This window comes from Acinetobacter sp., from assembly GCF_036666595.1.
GTDB lineage: Bacteria > Pseudomonadota > Gammaproteobacteria > Pseudomonadales > Moraxellaceae > Acinetobacter.
This window is the reverse complement of the sequence record NZ_JAVWVO010000009.1, coordinates 98284-116303: the sequence shown is the minus strand read 5'-3', so window position 1 is coordinate 116303 and position 18020 is coordinate 98284. Positions and strand designations below refer to the sequence as shown.

At 40.7% G+C, this 18020-nt stretch carries 16 protein-coding genes; 13 read left to right on the top strand and 3 right to left on the bottom strand.

Annotated features, from left to right (window positions below; genetic code table 11):
* Positions 1–211: 211 nt before the first annotated feature.
* Genes RR876_RS12520 through RR876_RS12510 form a run of 3 tightly spaced genes read right to left on the bottom strand, consistent with a single transcriptional unit; the run spans position 212 to position 3935 of the window.
* On the bottom strand, positions 212–2407 hold the full coding sequence (locus tag RR876_RS12520) for a polysaccharide biosynthesis tyrosine autokinase (RefSeq protein WP_332477678.1): 2196 nt from the start codon (positions 2405–2407) through the stop codon (positions 212–214).
* A gap of 22 nt (positions 2408–2429) precedes the next feature.
* Positions 2430–2858: a low molecular weight protein-tyrosine-phosphatase gene (locus RR876_RS12515; protein WP_332477679.1), complete on the bottom strand. Its 429-nt coding sequence runs from the start codon at positions 2856–2858 to the stop codon at positions 2430–2432.
* A gap of 3 nt (positions 2859–2861) precedes the next feature.
* A complete protein-coding gene (locus tag RR876_RS12510; RefSeq protein WP_332477766.1) occupies positions 2862–3935 on the bottom strand; it encodes a polysaccharide biosynthesis/export family protein in 1074 nt (357 codons plus the stop codon).
* Between the two features lie 293 nt (positions 3936–4228).
* Here RR876_RS12510 and tviB point away from each other — a divergent pair, with 293 nt between their 5' ends.
* The 13 genes from tviB to RR876_RS12445 all read left to right on the top strand — a co-directional run bounded on the left by tviB (position 4229) and on the right by RR876_RS12445 (position 18016).
* Entirely contained in the window at positions 4229–5506 is a 1278-nt protein-coding gene (gene tviB / locus RR876_RS12505) for a Vi polysaccharide biosynthesis UDP-N-acetylglucosamine C-6 dehydrogenase TviB (protein WP_332477680.1), read from the top strand.
* Between the two features lie 20 nt (positions 5507–5526).
* Positions 5527–6549, top strand: coding sequence for an NAD-dependent epimerase/dehydratase family protein (locus tag RR876_RS12500; protein ID WP_332477681.1), 1023 nt, complete (start codon positions 5527–5529; stop codon positions 6547–6549).
* A gap of 10 nt (positions 6550–6559) precedes the next feature.
* Entirely contained in the window at positions 6560–7732 is a 1173-nt protein-coding gene (locus tag RR876_RS12495; RefSeq protein ID WP_332477682.1) for an oligosaccharide flippase family protein, read from the top strand.
* Positions 7732–8319: an acyltransferase gene (locus RR876_RS12490; RefSeq protein WP_332477767.1), complete on the top strand. Its 588-nt coding sequence runs from the start codon at positions 7732–7734 to the stop codon at positions 8317–8319. The genes RR876_RS12495 and RR876_RS12490 overlap by 1 nt, the downstream gene beginning before the upstream one ends.
* Positions 8320–8425: 106 nt before the next feature.
* Complete coding sequence (locus RR876_RS12485) at positions 8426–8977, top strand: acyltransferase (RefSeq protein ID WP_279732323.1); 552 nt, start codon at positions 8426–8428, stop codon at positions 8975–8977.
* A gap of 15 nt (positions 8978–8992) precedes the next feature.
* Entirely contained in the window at positions 8993–10114 is a 1122-nt protein-coding gene (locus RR876_RS12480; protein ID WP_332477683.1) for a glycosyltransferase, read from the top strand.
* Entirely contained in the window at positions 10111–11202 is a 1092-nt protein-coding gene (locus tag RR876_RS12475; RefSeq protein WP_332477684.1) for a glycosyltransferase, read from the top strand. The genes RR876_RS12480 and RR876_RS12475 overlap by 4 nt, the downstream gene beginning before the upstream one ends.
* Positions 11202–12338 carry a glycosyltransferase family 4 protein gene (locus RR876_RS12470; RefSeq protein ID WP_332477685.1) on the top strand — a complete coding sequence of 379 codons (1137 nt, stop codon included), beginning with the start codon at positions 11202–11204 and terminating at the stop codon, positions 12336–12338. The genes RR876_RS12475 and RR876_RS12470 overlap by 1 nt, the downstream gene beginning before the upstream one ends.
* A gap of 2 nt (positions 12339–12340) precedes the next feature.
* The gene (locus tag RR876_RS12465; protein WP_332477686.1) at positions 12341–12940 is read left to right on the top strand and encodes a sugar transferase; all 600 of its coding nucleotides are present in this window, start codon (positions 12341–12343) and stop codon (positions 12938–12940) included.
* On the top strand, positions 12933–13589 hold the full coding sequence (locus tag RR876_RS12460) for a NeuD/PglB/VioB family sugar acetyltransferase (RefSeq protein WP_332477687.1): 657 nt from the start codon (positions 12933–12935) through the stop codon (positions 13587–13589). Before RR876_RS12465 ends, RR876_RS12460 begins: the two co-directional genes overlap by 8 nt.
* An 18-nt stretch (positions 13590–13607) precedes the next feature.
* Positions 13608–14783, top strand: coding sequence for a DegT/DnrJ/EryC1/StrS aminotransferase family protein (locus RR876_RS12455; RefSeq protein WP_332477688.1), 1176 nt, complete (start codon positions 13608–13610; stop codon positions 14781–14783).
* A 57-nt stretch (positions 14784–14840) separates the two neighbouring features.
* On the top strand, positions 14841–16706 hold the full coding sequence (locus RR876_RS12450) for a nucleoside-diphosphate sugar epimerase/dehydratase (protein ID WP_332477689.1): 1866 nt from the start codon (positions 14841–14843) through the stop codon (positions 16704–16706).
* Between the two features lie 287 nt (positions 16707–16993).
* Positions 16994–18016, top strand: a complete 1023-nt coding sequence (locus tag RR876_RS12445; protein WP_089604255.1) for a polysaccharide biosynthesis protein — start codon at positions 16994–16996, stop codon at positions 18014–18016.
* Positions 18017–18020 lie beyond the last annotated feature (4 nt).

The window sequence follows — 18020 nt, the reverse complement described above, 5'->3', positions numbered from 1 at the left end:
GAAATTTTTCCTAATTCTATTACATTCAGAAAGTTTTTTAGCATCTTAGCAGACTTCATGAATGACGTGTTTTGTACCACCAGTACATTTTCAAATTAATATATGCCGAAGTCCTTAAAAAAACTATAAGGATTTGAATATATAAACGTTTGTCATACAAAATAAAAAGCCAGAAATTAAGTTCTGGCTTTTTATTGGTTAGAGGATGTATTTAGTCTGATTCTTTATTGGCTTTATAGGCATAAGCATAATTATAGCCATAACCAGAACCTGCTGAACGTTGAATGTCATTCAAAATAAATCCATTCACTTTCACGCCAGCTTGTTCGAAGCGATTGAGAGTTAATTCAAGCTCCTTCATCTGTGTTTTCGCATAACGGGCAATCACTAAGTTAACCCCTGTGTATTGAGCAATAATGATGCCATCCGTCACGGCTAAGATTGGAGGAGTATCAATAATCACATGGTCAAATTTTTCGGATAGCTGTTCCAATAACGCTTTAAATTGCGCAGAGCTTAAAAGTTCGGATGGATTGGCAGGACTTTTACCACGAGAAATAATACTCAAACCAGGTACTTCAGTCGGACGAATCACGGCATCGAGTGTCTGTTGACCGTTCAGGAATTCGGTTAAACCTGGTTGCGTGTCATAGTTAAAGTATTTATGTAAATAACCACGACGTAAATCAGCATCCACGATTAAAACGCGTTTATCACTTTGTGCCAAAATCGTAGCTAAGTTGGTCGAAATAAAGGATTTGCCAATTTCTGGTGCTGGACCTGAAATTGTGATCAGATTATTTCGGGCAGAGCTTAGAGCGAAATGAATGGCTGTACGCATGCTACGTAAGCTTTCAATGGCAATATCATCGCTGTGCTTCACAGCTAATATAGGAATATTCTTTTTCTTCTTTAAAACATTAATGCGGCTTTCCTGCACTGGAGAGCGAGGAACAGTTGCATAAACGGGCAGATCTAACTCATTTTCAATTTGAGCAGAGTCTTTGATCCCTGAACGCATCATGTTACGCAATAATGCCAAGAGTGTACCGAGGAAGCCACCAACAAAAATGGATAAGATGAGCACAATCAGTGTCTTTGGCTTAATTTTCTCAAACGGTTTAACCGCTGTATCGACAATACGGACATTGCCAATCTCACCTGCATTTGCAATTTTGAGTTGTTGGTAGTTATTTAAGAGCGCAGTGTATTGTTCAGCATTGACTTTGACATCACGATAAAGTTGTAAATATAAACGTTGAGTTTCTGGTAGTTGCTTCAAAGCCTTGTTTAACTGTTCTTTTTTACTGCTTAATTCTGTTAATTGGGCATTAATCTCCGCCATTAAAGGATGGTCACTGGTATATTTAGCTGAAAACTCAGCTTGTTTTTGCTTTAATTCAATCATTAAACGTTCGAGTTCAATATTTTGCTTCAATAGCAGTTCAGATTCTTGCGTCACATCAACTGTATTATATTTTTCACGGAATTTATTGAATTGAATTTCAGAGTCATCGAGTTGCTGCTTGAGTATAGGCAGTTGCTTATCTAGGAAAGCAAGCGTTTGCGTTGATTCTAGAGATTTCCGCTCAATATTTTGTTTGTGGTACACACTTAAAATATGATTGAGAACTTTAGTGATATGTTCTTTATCTGTGCCTTGGTAATTTAAACCAATCACGCCTGTCATTTTGCCACGTTCAGCCACAGCATAATCCAACATCAAATTTTTCATTGCTGTTGGCAAGGAGTATTTGGTTATTTCAAACTCTGGCGTTGAAGTACTGTCTTTTGCAATATGGATTTCCCATAAACCATACTGACTTGGAGTTTGGTTTTTGATATTAGTTTTACCCTCAAAAACTACAGCATCTTTATAGTGTATTTGAAAGGTATTCGGCGTATTGAAGTTTAGTTGTAGAGGTTTGTCTAAATAAAAATCAGGAATGTTCAATTGTTTAATCTGAACAGAGGTGGTTCCATTCTGATAAGCCACTTCACTTGGGGTGTACTGGACTTCTGATTGTTTTGTAGACACTAAACGATTTAGCACTGAATCTGCTGAATCCTTAATTTTGATATTAAGATTCAAATCTTGAATGACTTGGCCCAAAACCATTCGAGACTTTAGTACTTCAATTTCTGCATCTGCAGGAGATTTTTGCCCCATTCCCCCAGAAAGCTGGCTTAATTCCCCCAGAAGTGCAGCGGATGCGGCACTTTTCCCATCTTCAACCAGTATCAGAGCATCTGTGGAGTAAACTGGTTGGGTGACTCTTAAATAGAGCAGTGCACAAATTAAACTGAAGATGGTACACAGAGCAATCAGTTTCCACTGCGCAATCAGTGAAAAAAACAGCTCTTTTAAGTCGATTGTATCTTCGCTAGTGCTAGAATTTTGATTCATAAGTTAATATCGTAATAATTTATTAAAAATGTAGTTTCCAATCGGCAATAAAGCTTTGAATATTGCGACAAGTGAGATCAAAAAAAGCCTGATCATGCTGATAGGGGTCAGCAACATTTTGGTTTTTCCAATGCCCTAGACGAAACACTTTTCCTTTGGCAAATGGCCATTGTTTTTCGATATGTTGTGCTTGGTTGTTGCTCATCACTAAAATTAAATCGGCCGCTTTGATGAGGCTGGCATTAATCTGTTTCGCTACATGCTGGCGCATATCAATATTAAACCGATCCATACACTGGATAGCCTTGTCATCGGCGGCGTAACCCACCATGGCTGATAAACCAGCAGAATCAATCTTTAATTGCGGGTTTTCATGTTTCAGGAAATATTCTGCCATGGGACTTCTACAAATGTTTCCGACGCAAACCACTAAAATATTTTGTATGGCCATGACTTACTTCCCAAGTTGATCAAAGGTATACAAAGTACTTGAGAACGGAACAATTTGATTCATCACACGTTGCCAACGGGTGAGACCTGTTGCATCAATATAGACAATATCATTCTTTTTCATGTTGAATTGATTGGCTAAGGCCAAGTTACCCAGACTGCTCAAATTTAAATGATAAATCGTCGATTGCTTGGTATTTAAATCTGTGCGCATCACATAAATACGCGCCGCACTCGCAGAATAGGGATTAATCCCTTCACTTTCACCGAGTACGTCGCTTAAGGTCATGTCCTGATCTCTTAAATTAAGAGCTTGGCTTTTACTTGACTCACCCATGACATAAAGCTTTTGTTCTTGTTTTGTATTGACGAAAATGGTGTCATTCGGCTGAATCAGCAGATTATGTAGGGATAGTCCACGTTTTTCGAGTTGGATGGTGTTGAGATTAAAAGTACGGCCATTACGTATCAGCTGAATATTGGTGGTATCACCAGTTTTAGTGTCGATACCGCCAGCTTGACCTAAAGCGGTATATAGACTAATCGGCAGGTCATTCAATGTATATTGACCACCTTTCATAACTTGCCCATTTACAAAGTAGCGATTCGCTTCAAAGGATAAGATACGAACAATAACATCTGGGTTCTTGAGATATTTACTAAATTGACTCCGAAGAAAACTATGTGTTTCTGCCAGTGTTTTACCCGAAACTTTCACAGATCCAATTAAGGGTAATTGGACATTGCCGTTTGGGTCTATGGGGTAGCCCACAGTTCGGATATTGGTAGCATCTTGAATGGGTGGGGTGATTTCAGGATATGCCCACAGCTGGATAGACAGGACATCACCGTAATTTAAGCGATAAATATTTTGCCTTTTATTAAACAAGGGATAAATATCTGAAAAATTATTGTCCGTAGCTGGTGCAATATTGGCGATATTATTTTGCGTTAGTTGTACCACATTGAGTTCAGCACCTTGATCCGTTTTATAAGCGCCTTGCTCAGGAAGGTCATAGGTTTGAAGTCCAGAGGTCACTGCACAACCAGTCATTCCTAGACTGAGTGCTAACAACATATTATAACGGTAGTAACTCACTCGAAAATAAATCCTATTTATAAATAATTTGAATATTGAATGAGGGTTTCTGAGAACCCAAAGTATTTATATAAAACAGGTGGATTTTATATCAATTAATATATTTAACATAGCCTAAGATGTTGCTAAAGCGTAAGGTTCCTACAACGAAATTCTGCTGCTGCCGCCTTGCTGTAACACAATTTAGTCATTAAAAAAAATCAAATTTCTGCTATATTGTGCTGCATTCAGGTCTCTGATCTTCTTTTCTTAAAATTGCACAAGGCTGTACCATGCTACAACTCGCTGATCTAAAAATTGCCATCATCGGATTAGGTTATGTTGGTCTACCCTTGGCCGTAGAGTTTGGTAAAAAAGTGCCTGTGGTTGGATTTGATATTCATCAAGCGCGTATCAATGAGCTTGTGTCAGGCAAAGATCATACCTTAGAAGTTTCTCCTGAAGAGTTGGCTCAGGCGAGCCAATTGACCTACAGTGCCAATTTAGCAGATTTAAAAAGTTGTAACTTTTATATCGTAACCGTTCCAACACCGATTGATGAGTTCAAACAACCTGATTTAACTCCGCTGATTAAAGCATCACAGAGCATCGGCCAAGTCCTAAAGTCAGGCAATATCGTGGTGTATGAGTCGACCGTTTATCCAGGTGCAACAGAAGAAGCTTGCATTCCTGTCTTAGAACAAGTATCAGGTTTAAAATTCAATCAAGATTTCTTTGCGGGTTATAGTCCTGAACGGATTAATCCAGGTGATAAGCTTCACCGTGTGACCAATATTTTAAAAATTACGGCAGGTTCTACACCTGAAACTGCTGATTTTGTCGATGAGGTTTATAACCTTATTATTGAAGCAGGGACGCACAAGGCGCCGAGTATTAAAGTCGCAGAAGCGGCAAAAGTGATTGAAAACACACAACGTGATGTCAATATTGCTTTAATCAATGAACTTGCGTTGATCTTCAATAAAATGGGCATCGATACCGAAGATGTCCTGAAAGCCGCGGGAACGAAATGGAACTTTTTACCGTTTCGTCCGGGTTTAGTAGGTGGGCATTGTATTGGGGTTGACCCGTATTACTTAACCCATAAAGCACAGTCGATGGGTTATCATCCTGAAATTATCTTGGCAGGTCGCCGTCTCAACGATGGCATGGGGGCTTATGTGGTCACCCAACTTGTTAAAAGTATGGTGAAAAAGAAGATTCAGGTTGAAGGCGCAAAAGTTTTAGTTTTGGGGCTCAGTTTTAAAGAAAACTGCCCTGATATTCGTAATACCCGTATTATCGACATTGTGAAAGAACTTGAAGAATATCATATTGATGTTGATGTATATGACCCGTGGGTGAATCCGATTGAAGCTGAAAGTGAATATGGTATTACCCCAGTTCCTACTTTAAATGCCCAGACCTATGATGCAGTTATTCTTGCGGTTGCACATGAGCAATTTAAAGTCATGGGTGCTGATGCTATTCGTGCTTTAGGTAAAGAAAGTCATGTTTTATATGACCTAAAGTATGTGCTGGATCAAGCTGAATCTGATCTTCGTTTATAATGTTTAAAGTAGGAAAGAGCATGAACCAGTATCAAACGGTTTGCGAGCAATTAAAACGCGCCCCAAAGACGTGGTTGATCACAGGTGTTGCAGGATTCATTGGTTCAAACCTGCTTGAAACCTTGTTAAAGCTAGATCAAAAAGTCGTCGGTTTAGATAACTTTGCAACAGGTCATCAACATAATCTTGATGAAGTCCAAGCAAGTGTAACTACGGAACAATGGAGTAATTTTGACTTTATTGAAGGGGACATCCGTCAATTTGCAGACTGTCAAAAGGCCTGTAATGGGGTGGACTATGTCCTACACCAAGCGGCTTTGGGATCAGTCCCCCGCTCAATTGCTGACCCGATTACAACCAATGACACCAACATCAGTGGCTTTTTGAATATGCTAACCGCAGCACGTGATGCTGCGGTTGCAAGTTTTACTTATGCGGCAAGCAGTTCAACTTATGGTGATCATCCTGCATTACCCAAAGTAGAAGAAAATATTGGGAAACCACTGTCGCCATATGCTGTGACCAAATATGTGAATGAGCTGTATGCAGATGTGTTTGCGCGGAGTTATGGCTTTAAAGCAATTGGTTTGCGTTATTTTAATGTCTTTGGACGGCGTCAAGATCCAAAGGGTGCTTATGCGGCCGTGATTCCCAAGTGGACCGCAACGATGATTGCAGGTGATGATGTCTTCATCAATGGCGATGGTGAAACCAGCCGTGATTTCTGTTTCATCGGTAACACAGTTCAAGCCAATATTTTGGCTGCTACTGCTCCCGAAGAGGCGAAAAACCAAGTCTATAATGTGGCTGTGGGTGATCGTACCACTTTGAATGATCTGTATGCTGCGATTCAAGTCGCCTTGCTTGAAAACTCGATTAACTACGGAAAGCCTGCAGTTTACCGTGAGTTTCGTGCAGGGGATGTCCGTCATTCACAAGCCAGTATCGCCAAAATTCAACAGGCTTTGGGATATGCGCCTGAATACCCGATTGCTGAAGGTATTCAGTTGGCAATGCGCTGGTATGTCAACAATTTGACCTGAACGGGCTGACATGATTGCGCGTCTGTTCGCCAAATACCAGTCGATTGGTTTAATCACCAGCAGTTTATTGGTGGGTGCGATAATGACATTTATCGCCCTACCTTTTTTAACGCGTTTATATTCGGTTCAAGACTTTGGTGAATATGGCATTGCTTTAGCCATCGTCAGTGTTTTATCGACAGTAGCGAATTTGCGTTTGGACCAAGCGCAATTGGTGGCTGAACAACAGCATCAAAAAAGCCTCATTTTCGAAGGTGCGGTTTTTGCCACTATTATTTCATTGCTTTCAGCTGGTATTTTGAGTTGGTTCTTCGATGGACCGATGGTCTGGGCAATTTGTAGTGGAATACTTGCCAATACCTTGATTCAAAGCCTTTATAACTATAAGTTTTCAGTACATGCCGAATATTTTTGTGCAGGGCTGAATATTTTTAGAAGCTTAGTTGTGGTGGTGGTACAGTTAAGCTTGCCTTTATGGATGAGCATTGGTCTGGTGAGTAGCTATGCGGTCAGTTCAGTGATCATGCTTATGATAGTTGTGCTTTATATTCTCAAAAATCAACTCTATACCGTGAGTTGGCAGGCATTTAAACATTATAAAGATTTTATCTATAGCAATACGCCGCATGCACTTCTAAATAGCTTTTCACATAATCTTCCCTACTATGTGGTTTCACATTTTGTCGGGGTACAGGCAATGGGCTTTTACGCCATTGTTGAACGCACGCTCCGTGTCCCAATTAACCTAATGTCGCAAACCCTTCGCCAATTTTTTATTCGCAAATTTAAACACGTAGATACCAATCATCAAGCTTTGCACAGTAGTGTGCTTTTAAGCCTGATTTCATTGCCATTTTTTGCAGTATTTTTTGTATTACCTGAAAGTGTTTATTTGTGGGCTTTTGGTCATGAATGGGTTGGTATTTCAACCTATTTCCAAATTTTGGCATTGGGCTATTGGGCAGTCTTTTGTAATCCGCCTAGTTCAGCTTATCTGATTGCAAAACGAAACAGCCAAGTTTTATTTAAACTGCAAATTGTGGAATTGATTTTAAAGTTCGTTTTGTTTGCTGCGCTCTATGCCATGATGAATGATAAAATTTATATGCTTTTGGCTGTTCCCGTAGCACTCATTTTTTATAATTTTTCCATTTTATATGTGGTGTGGAGAGCAAAATTGTGATGTTTTTTAAAACTTTGAAGTTGCTCAACTGGTTCTCTGCACAGTGTCGTAAAGCGCTGTATAACATGGCATTTTCAAGTCAGTTTAAATATTTTGGTAAACGCACCAGGCTTGATATTGCTGGCGTCGTGAGTATCGGGAAAAATGTCTATATTGGTGATGATGTCACGATTATTGTGGAAAAAGGCGCCACGCTTTGTATTGGTGATCACAGTTTTATTGGTGAAAGTTGTTATATCAAATGTTTTGGTGGCAAGGTCGAAATTGGACAGAATGTTAGTATTAACTCCAAATCTTTTCTCAATGGCTGTGGTGGTTTGAACATTGGGGATAACACCCGAATTGGTACGCAAAGTATTATGATCGCCAGTAACCATAAGTTTGATGATCCTGAGGTTTTGGTCAAAGACCAAATTACCAAACAGGGGATTCAAATCGGTGAAAACATTTGGTTTGGTGCCCGAGTAACAGTACTTGATGGAGTCAACATTGCCAATAACGTGGTGGTTGGCGCCTGTTCATTGGTCAGTAAAAGCCTTCCAGAGGCAGGTGTTTACGTGGGAACACCTGCGAAAAAAATAAAATAAAACTCTGTTGGACAGAGCATATCCGTGTTGCACAATTGAGAGTAAAATAGCCCGTTGCAGTACTTTTGTTGCACATTTATCTATTTATCTTGGGTCTTTTTGATACATGGCATTGATTCGGTCAATTTTCAACACAGTGTTTGATTTAGCCTATTTTATGTTCAAGGGCAGTATTGCTTATGCGCGTAAAAAAGGTGTGACTATCGGTGAGCATTGTCGAATTTATATCAAGAGCTGGGGTTCTGAACCTTTTCTGATTCATCTAGGGAATCACGTTACAGTCACCTCAGGCGTTAAGTTTATTACTCATGATGGTAGTACCTGCCTCGTTTATGATGCGCAAGGTAAACGTTATCAACGTTTTGCCCCTATTCATGTGGGTTCTCATGTTTTTATTGGGGTCAATAGCATCATTATGCCGGGGGTCACGATTGGTTCAAATGTGGTGATTGGCGCAGGTTCAGTGGTGACGAAAGATATTCCTGATAATAGTGTAGCAATTGGTGTCCCTGCCAAAGTGGTGAGTAGTTTTGATGACTTCCAAGCCAAAATCAAAACCACTTGTGCCAGTGATTCTGAGCTTGCAGAGGTTCAGGACTATACTCAACGTGTGCAGCGTGCGATTGAGCTTCAAGCACAAAAACAATCTCAGCTTTAGGTTTAAGTGGGTTTTATGATGTTGAATAAAGTGATGTTCTTTTTACCAACACTGGGTGGTGGAGGGGCTGAGCGAACCGTCATCCAGTTGGCCAATAGCTTTGCTGAGCAAGGTATTCAGGTGGATTTGGCTGTCTGTAATATACAGGGTGAAAAGGGAAAATTACGTCCTGAGGTCAGCACTAAAATCCAACTGCTTGATTTGAACTGTGGGCGAGTGGTGAATGCTTTGATGCCACTGAAACAACAATTAAAAACAGGGCAGTACGTTGCAGTCGTTGCCACCCAAACCCATAGCAATATTATTTGCGCCTTTGCCAAGAAACTGGCTAGAGTCAAAACTAAATTAATCTTCCGTGAAGTATCGACACCTTCGAAAAATATGAAACTGCAAGGTTTTTCCAAGTTTGTCTTGAAAAGCCTCGTGAACTATAGCTATCCCCTAGCAGATCAAGTGGTTTGTGTATCCAATGGTGTACTAGAAGACTTTCGTGAATATTATGGCTATCAACAGTCTAATTTAGTCACCATTTACAACCCCGTGATTGATGACAGTTATTTTGTCAAACTTCAAGCACCTGTAATGCATCGTTTTTTTGAGCCTAATCTTAAAGTCATCATGGCGGTTGGACGTTTAACAGAAGCAAAAAACTTTGCCAATTTGATTCGTGCCTTTGCTCATTTGTATCAACAGCAGTCGAATACCCGATTGATCATTTTGGGTGAGGGTGAGTTGCGTCAGGAACTTGAGCAATTGCGTGCCGATTTAGGTTTACAACTTGTTGTGGATTTACCCGGTTTTGATGCCAATCCTTATGCTTACTTCAAATATGCTGAGTTGTTCGTATTGAGTTCGAATTGGGAAGGTTTACCGGGTGTGCTGATTCAGGCGCTAGCTTCAAAAATTAAAGTGGTCAGTACCGATTGCCCAAGTGGACCGATGGAAATTTTGAACCACTCCAAATTCGGTTTACTGGTGCCTTGCGATGATGCACCTGCACTAGCAAAAGCTATGCAGCAAGCGCTTTGTGCAGACGATGTGCAATATACTGCGGCTGAATTTGAACAGCATTGTCAGCAGTTCCATAAAGACACGGTATTGCAACGTTATGCTCAGATGATGGGATTGTCAGTATGAGTAAACCTGTCGTTGTACATGTGATTACCAACTTTGCAGGCGTGGGTGGCGCTGAAATGATGTTGTCTCGTTTGGTTGCGCAAACGCAGGCTGAATATGAGCACATCATTATTGCTTTAATGAATGTGTCGGATGTGTATACAGAGACCTTGAAGCTGTGCTCTTCACACTACAGTTTAAATTGGAAGGGTATAAATAGTTTCAGTGTCATGCTTAAACTCAGAAAGCTACTGCAACAGATTCAACCGAATGTGGTACAAGGTTGGATGTATCATGCCAATGCGATGACCAGTCTAAGTCTGTTGGGCATGCAACAAAAACCACCTGCTTTTTGGGGGGTTCATCATTCACTGGTATCACATAAAGAAGAGTCACTGAGTACCAAAGTCGCATTACACCTCAGCAAACTTTTCTCTCAGCAGCCGAAAGGCATTGTGTATTGTGCACATTCATCCCTTGAACAACATCAACAGTTTGGTTTTAACAATGCAAATCAGCAGGTGATTGCCAATGGTGTTGCTTTAGATCAGTTTCAACTGAATGATCAATTGCATGAACCGATAACGCTTGGTTTTGCTGGACGCTACCATAAGGCCAAAGGCTATCCCTATTTGCTGCAAGTAATTGCTGAACTTAAAGATCAGCCGATTATTTTTAAAATTGCGGGGAGTGGTGCCAATTTAGACACCTCTGAAATCAAACAAGCCTTTGCTGAGCATCAGTTAGATCCACAAAAAGTACAACTATTAGATCAAGTCTCGGATATGCCTACTTTTTATCAATCCATCGATGCTTTTTTGATGACTTCGATTACGGAAGGTTTTCCCAATGTCTTGGTCGAAGCCATGGCATCAGGTTTACCCTGCATCACAACGGATGTTGGGGATGCTAAATATATTGTAGAAGAGATGGGGTGGGTGGTTGCGCCACGAGATGTAGTAGCGTTGAAAGCGGCTATTTTAGAATATGTAAAATTGTCGCAGGCTGAAAAGCACAGTTTAAAGCAGCAAACACGGGCGCGGGTAGAGCAGAACTTTAGTATTCAGCACGTGAGCCAGCAATACATGACGGTATGGAGACAAGGGTGATGAAATTTTTGATGATCAGTAGTTATCTGCCGTCTGTACTGAACTTTCGCGGTAAATTATTGGAAGCGATTCATGCTCAGGGTTTGGAAATACATGTGCTGGCGCCCGATTTACAAGACTATCCTGATGAATTGAATCAATTGCAGCAATTGGGTTATCAGGTGCATACGGTGCCCATGCAACGTACAGGAACCAACCCAATTCAAGATCTCAAAACCTTAAAAGCGATCTATCAGCTGATTCGCCAAATTCAGCCCGATTATGTGTTGTCTTATACCATCAAACCAGTCATTTATGGCACATTGGCTGCAAGCTTGGCAAAAGTGCCCCATCGTTTTGCATTGATTACGGGTTTGGGTTATGCCTTTCAAAATGCGGAATCGGGTAAACGCAGTATTTTTCAAAAAATGGTGCATAGTCTATATGCACAAGCACTCAAACATGCCCATAAAGTCTTTTTTCAAAATCCAGACGATTTAAAATTATTTCAAAGCATGCAACTCGTATCACCTCAAAAACCGACGGTGGTGGTGAATGGTTCTGGAGTAAATGTGCAGGATTTTGCGGTGCTGGATTTGCCGAAAAATGAACAAGGCCAAGTGAAAGCTTCTTTCTTGCTCATTGCTCGTTTACTGGGGGATAAGGGTGTGCGTGAATATGCAGAAGCGGCTCGCATCATCAAAGTAGAACATCCAGAAGTTGAGTTTCATTTGGTCGGCTGGGTGGATGAAAATCCTGCTGCAATTGCGCAAGCCGAACTAGATACTTGGGTGGCAGAGAAAGTCGTCAATTATTGGGGTAAACTCAGTGATGTGCGTCCTGCAATTGCAGCAAGCTCAGTCTATGTGCTGCCTTCTTATCGCGAGGGTACACCTCGCACCGTACTTGAGGCAATGGCGATGGGGCGTGCCATTATCACCACCGATGCCCCAGGTTGCCGTGAAACGGTAATCCATGGTCAGAACGGGTATTTGGTGCCAGTGAAGTCGGTTGAAGAGTTAGTGCAAGCCATGCAAACTTTTATTGATGACCCTCAACTGATGGTACAGATGGGACAGCGTTCGCGTGAAATCGCTTTAGAGAAATATGATGTCTATCAAGTGAATGCCCACATGATGTCCGAGATGGGAGTTTAAGCATGCTGAAACGAATTTTAGATGTCGCAATAGCTTCAACAGCCTTGGTGCTGTTATCTCCAGTCTATGCATTGGTGGCATATAAAGTGAAAAAGAACCTAGGTTCTCCTGTTCTCTTTCGCCAAACCCGCCCAGGTCTTCATGGGCAGCCTTTTGAAATGATTAAGTTTCGCAGCATGAAAGATGCGATGGATGCGGCAGGACATCCCTTACCCGATAGTGAGCGTTTAACGCCTTTTGGTAAAATGCTACGCGCCACCAGTTTGGATGAAATGCCAGAGCTATGGAATGTCATTAAAGGCGATATGAGTATCGTAGGGCCACGTCCATTATTGATGGAATATTTGCCTTTATATAATGCTGAACAAGCCAAACGTCATGAGGTGCGCCCCGGTATTACGGGGTATGCGCAGGTGAATGGACGTAATGCCATCTCATGGGAAAAGAAATTTGAACTCGACACATGGTATGTTGAAAATCAGTCCCTTTGGCTTGACTTTAAAATCATGCTAAAAACGGTAAAAAAAGTTCTCGCGAAAGATGATATTAGTGCAGAAGGTGAAGTGACCATGCAAAAATTCACAGGCACTAAACATGACTAAGCTTTATGCAATATATGGTGTTTCTGGTTGCGGGCGAAGCTTAATGCCTGTAGCTCGTCAACAATTAGCACGTATACAAGAGCATGCAGAAATTGTCTTTATTGATGATGCTTTAGACGAAAGCGCTATAGTGAATGGTCATCGCGCGATGAACTACCAACAATTCAAAGCTGAGCCTGTACCTTTCAAAGCGGTACTGATTGCGATTGCCAATAGCCAAGTACGTGAAAAAATTGCTCTGAAACTTGAGCAAGACGATATTTCATTGTGGTCTGTACAGGCGGATAATACGCTGCTGATGGATGAGGTGGAGCTTGGCGCAGGTTATGCGTTGAGCCCTTTTGTAACGATTACGTCCAATATTAAAATTGGTAAATGTTTTCATGCCAATTTATATAGTTATGTCGAGCATGATTGTGTAATTGGAGATTTCGTCACGTTTGCACCGGGGGTAAAATGCAATGGCAATATTCATATTGAAGACCATGCTTATATTGGTGCAGGCGCCGTGATTAAACAAGGCACACCTGCACAGCCTTTGGTGATTGGTCGTGGTGCTGTGGTTGGTATGGGCGCTGTGGTGACCAAAAGTGTACCAGCAGGTGTGACGGTGGTAGGAAATCCAGCCCGTATTCTGACCAGTAAATAATTCATTTAGGAAAAACTCATGTTAAACACTGCATTTGAACCGTGGCCAAGTTTCACCCCCGCTGAAGCAGATGCGGTGTCAAAGGTTCTTTTATCCAATAAAGTCAATTATTGGACAGGACAAGAGTGTCGTGAGTTTGAAAAAGAATTTGCACAATTTGCACAGACTCAATATGCCGTGGCCTTAGCCAATGGCACAGTTGCGCTTGATTTGGCCTTAAAAGTACTTGGCGTTGGCGCGGGCGATGATGTGATTGTCACTTCACGGACATTTTTGGCCTCAGCAAGTTCAATTGTGACAGCTGGTGCTAATCCTGTTTTTGCCGATGTTGAACTGGATTCTCAGAATATTTCACGCCGTACTATTGAGGCTGTGCTTACTCCTAATACCAAAGCCATTATTTGTGTACATTTGGCGGGTTGGATGTGTGATATGGAGCCGATCATGCAGTTGGCTGAGGAAAAAGGCATGTGGGTCATCGAAGATTGTGCCCAAGCCCATGGCGCGCTCTATAAAGGTCAACCCGCAGGTTCAATCGGGCATATTGGTGCATGGTCATTTTGCCAAGACAAGATCATGACCACGGGTGGTGAAGGCGGTATGGTCACCACCAATGATGAAAATTTATGGAAAAAAATGTGGTCATATAAAGATCATGGTAAAAACTTTGACAGCATTTATAACAAACAGCATCCGCCCGGTTTTCGTTGGTTACACGACAGCTTTGGCACCAACTGGCGCATGATGGAAATGCAGGCCGTGATTGGACGTTTACAACTCCAAAAAATGCCTGAATGGACGCAACTACGCAGTACCAATATGCATCGCGTTTTAGCAAGTTTTGAAAATCATCCCTATTTTACTGTGGCAAAGCCACCTGCAAATTATATCCACGCGGCATATAAGGCCTATGTCCAAGTGAATACAGCACAACTGCCAGAAGGCTGGTCGCGTGATCGCATTATGGCGGAAATTAATGCGCTCGGTGTGCCATGCTTTAGTGGTTCATGCTCAGAAGTTTATTTAGAAAAAGCCTTTGATGGAACACCGTGGCGACCAGAACAGCGTTTAGTTAATGCTAAAAGTTTAGGAGAAAGCAGTTTAATGTTCTTGGTGCATCCGACTTTATCCGAAAGCAACATGCAAAAAACGGTGGATAGTATTCAACAGGTTATCTCGCAAATTCCAGTGTAAAAAAGCGTATAATTTGCCATGCAATTTTTTGCCTTCATCTAGCCCGTTGAGTCCATCGTGAAAGACATTATCCGAGTTATCGCATCTTTGCCGCGCCGCCAAAAACAAATTGTTTTAGTGGTCATGGATATCTGTGTTTTACCTTTGATGATGTGGTTGGTTTATGCCATTCGATTAGCCAAACCCAATGTTCCGGTGATGGAAGGCCTAGATTTTTGGTATCTCTATGTTGGGGTGTTTGGCGTCGCGATTTTTGCCTTACTCGGCATCTATAGCGCCATTGTACGCTCTTTCAATGAAGATTATTTGCTACGGATTTCGATTGCGACATTTATCCAGATTGTTGGGTTATATGCGATTAAGAAACTCGGTTTAGCCTTTATTCCCATGAGTATTCCACTCATGTTCGGCTTTGTGCTGTTTTCTTGGATGTGGTGGAGTCGCGCCGTGATTCGCTATGCCACACTGCGTACTTTTGTGAAAAAGCAAAACCGTAAGCGTGTCGCGATTTATGGTGCGGGACTTGCGGGGCAACAAATTGCGGCCGCATTATATCGCTCCGATGACTATTTGCCCGTCTGTTTTATTGATGATAAAGCTTCGTTACAAGGGCAGTCTTTAAGCGGTCTAAAAATCTTTTCACCGAAAAAGGCACTTGGTGCATTTCGTAAATTTCACATCGAAGAAATATTACTGGCTATGCCATCTGTAAGTCGTGCACGTAAAAAAGCAATTATTGAGTCTTTTGAACCTTCAAATGTCAAAATTATGGAACTGCCTGGTGTCACCCAACTGGTAGGCGGTCGCGTTCAAGTCTCCGATATTCGAGAAGTCGATATTATTGACTTACTTGGGCGTGATCCAGTACCACCCAAGTTAGACCTTTTAGAAAAAAATATTAAAGATAAAGTGGTCATGGTGACAGGTGCTGGTGGATCCATTGGTTCAGAGCTGTGCCGTCAAATAGTGAAGCATCAGCCGACATGTCTGGTTTTATTTGAAATGTCTGAATTTGCACTGTATTCCATTGACCGCGAATTGCAGAACTCAGGTACGCGAATAATTCCGATTTTAGGCACTGTGACACATCAAGCCAAATTAGAACGTGTATTGCATCAATATGCCGTACAAACCGTTTACCATGCGGCGGCCTATAAACATGTTCCTCTTGTTGAAGCCAACCCTTTTGAAGGCATTTATAACACTTCAATTGGTACAGCCCGCAGTGTCGATGCGGCTGTGGCTCAAGGGGTTGAAACCTTTGTCTTGATTTCGACTGATAAAGCCGTACGCCCAACCAATGTGATGGGGGCATCGAAACGGATGGCAGAGCTATATTGCCAAGGTTTAGCGGCAACAAAACCACAAACACAAATCAGTATAGTTCGCTTTGGTAATGTATTGGGTTCATCAGGTTCAGTTGTTCCTTTGTTTAAAAAACAGATAGAGAAGGGTGGGCCTGTTACAGTGACGCATCCTGAGGTGACCCGTTACTTTATGACCATCCCTGAGGCTGCTCAGTTGGTGATTCAAGCGGGGGCAATGGGTACAGGTGGAGATGTTTTTCTACTGGATATGGGTGAGCCTGTTAAAATTGTTGATTTAGCTAGGCAGATGATTCGGTTAAGTGGGTTTAAACCTATAGATGAAAATGGTTTGGGAGATATCGCGCTTCAGTTTACAGGACTCCGCCCTGGTGAGAAATTGTATGAGGAATTACTCATTGAAGTCGAAAATGCAGAAAAAACAGATCATGAGCGGATTTTAAAGTCTTTTGAGGATTTTGTTGATTTTAATGAAATCCAACATGTGTATGTTGACTTACTTAATTGGTATAAAAATGATGAAGGAAGTAAAACAAAATTACGGAATATTTTGATTAAATATGTAAGTGGATATTTTGGTGATAGTTTAAATGATTGAATTCTTATCATTCTTTAGGGTTTTATTTAAAATAGTATATAATATTGAGTTTATTTTGTTATGAAATATAAGCCTTTCGATTTATTTTTAAATTAAAAAATATTAATTAATATTTGTACAGCAAGTGTAAATGGCTAATTTTTTGGATGTAAATTCTTGTCTTTATAATATAGATGCTTTAAAAAGTACGTCTAATTTTAAAGATAGTATTGATTGATTCATATTGTATTAATAGTTAAATAATTGAGGATAAAATGGAAACTAAACACGCTCAAGAGCTACCTGATATGTTTAAAGGGAAAACTCTCTTGATTACAGGTGGTACTGGTTCATTTGGTAACGCTATGATTAAAGGTTTCTTAGATTCACAGCTTAAAGAAATTAGGATTTTTAGTCGTGATGAGAAAAAACAAGAAGATATGCGAATTGAGTATAAAAATGAAAAACTTGATTTTATTCTTGGGGATGTTCGAAACTTTAATGATATAAATCAAGCAATGATGGGCGTGGATTTTGTTTTTCATGCTGCTGCTTTAAAACAAGTACCATCATGTGAGTTTTACCCAATGCAAGCGGTTCAAACGAATATTTTAGGTGCAGAAAATGTACTCGAAGCTGCAGCTAGAAATAATGTACAACGTGTAGTTGTTTTAAGTACTGATAAAGCTGTATATCCAATTAATACTATGGGTATGTCAAAAGCTTTAATGGAAAAGTTGGCTGTTTCAAAAGCAAGAGATACAAGAGTAAAAAAAATAGAGGCAATTTATACCGCAACGCGTTATGGTAATGTGATGTGTTCGCGTGGTTCTATAATTCCATTATTCATTAAACAAATTAAAGAAGGTTTGCCTTTAACGATTACTAATCCCAATATGACGCGTTTTATGATGTCATTACAAGATTCTGTAGAGCTGGTTATGTTTGCTTTCAGTCAGGGTAATCCAGGTGATATTTTGGTACAAAAATCGCCAGGTGCAACGATTGAGGTTTTAGCTCAAGCGCTTAAAGAGCTTTTTAATGCGGATAATGAGATTAAAATTATTGGTGAGCGTCATGGCGAGAAGCTGTTTGAAACTCTTTGTTCTAAAGAAGAAATGGCGAAAGCTGATGATTTAGGGGGATTTTACCGAATTCCTGCTGATTTTAGAGATCTAAACTATAGTAAGTACGTACAAGAAAATGCACCTGCCTTACTTGATGACGAATATAATTCACATAATACCCATAGATTGAATGTTGAAGAGCTAAAAGAATTATTATTAACTTTAGATTATGTTCAAGATGAATTAAAATCACATCAAGGATAAGAAA

Coding starts and splice junctions, on each gene's coding strand:
- RR876_RS12520 (WP_332477678.1), bottom strand. CDS start 2,407: ATGAATCAAAATTCTAGCACTAGCGAAGATACAATCGACTTAAAAGAG.
- RR876_RS12515 (WP_332477679.1), bottom strand. CDS start 2,858: ATGGCCATACAAAATATTTTAGTGGTTTGCGTCGGAAACATTTGTAGA.
- RR876_RS12510 (WP_332477766.1), bottom strand. CDS start 3,935: ATGTTGTTAGCACTCAGTCTAGGAATGACTGGTTGTGCAGTGACCTCT.
- tviB (WP_332477680.1), top strand. CDS start 4,229: ATGCTACAACTCGCTGATCTAAAAATTGCCATCATCGGATTAGGTTAT.
- RR876_RS12500 (WP_332477681.1), top strand. CDS start 5,527: ATGAACCAGTATCAAACGGTTTGCGAGCAATTAAAACGCGCCCCAAAG.
- RR876_RS12495 (WP_332477682.1), top strand. CDS start 6,560: ATGATTGCGCGTCTGTTCGCCAAATACCAGTCGATTGGTTTAATCACC.
- RR876_RS12490 (WP_332477767.1), top strand. CDS start 7,732: ATGTTTTTTAAAACTTTGAAGTTGCTCAACTGGTTCTCTGCACAGTGT.
- RR876_RS12485 (WP_279732323.1), top strand. CDS start 8,426: ATGGCATTGATTCGGTCAATTTTCAACACAGTGTTTGATTTAGCCTAT.
- RR876_RS12480 (WP_332477683.1), top strand. CDS start 8,993: ATGATGTTGAATAAAGTGATGTTCTTTTTACCAACACTGGGTGGTGGA.
- RR876_RS12475 (WP_332477684.1), top strand. CDS start 10,111: ATGAGTAAACCTGTCGTTGTACATGTGATTACCAACTTTGCAGGCGTG.
- RR876_RS12470 (WP_332477685.1), top strand. CDS start 11,202: ATGAAATTTTTGATGATCAGTAGTTATCTGCCGTCTGTACTGAACTTT.
- RR876_RS12465 (WP_332477686.1), top strand. CDS start 12,341: ATGCTGAAACGAATTTTAGATGTCGCAATAGCTTCAACAGCCTTGGTG.
- RR876_RS12460 (WP_332477687.1), top strand. CDS start 12,933: ATGACTAAGCTTTATGCAATATATGGTGTTTCTGGTTGCGGGCGAAGC.
- RR876_RS12455 (WP_332477688.1), top strand. CDS start 13,608: ATGTTAAACACTGCATTTGAACCGTGGCCAAGTTTCACCCCCGCTGAA.
- RR876_RS12445 (WP_089604255.1), top strand. CDS start 16,994: ATGTTTAAAGGGAAAACTCTCTTGATTACAGGTGGTACTGGTTCATTT.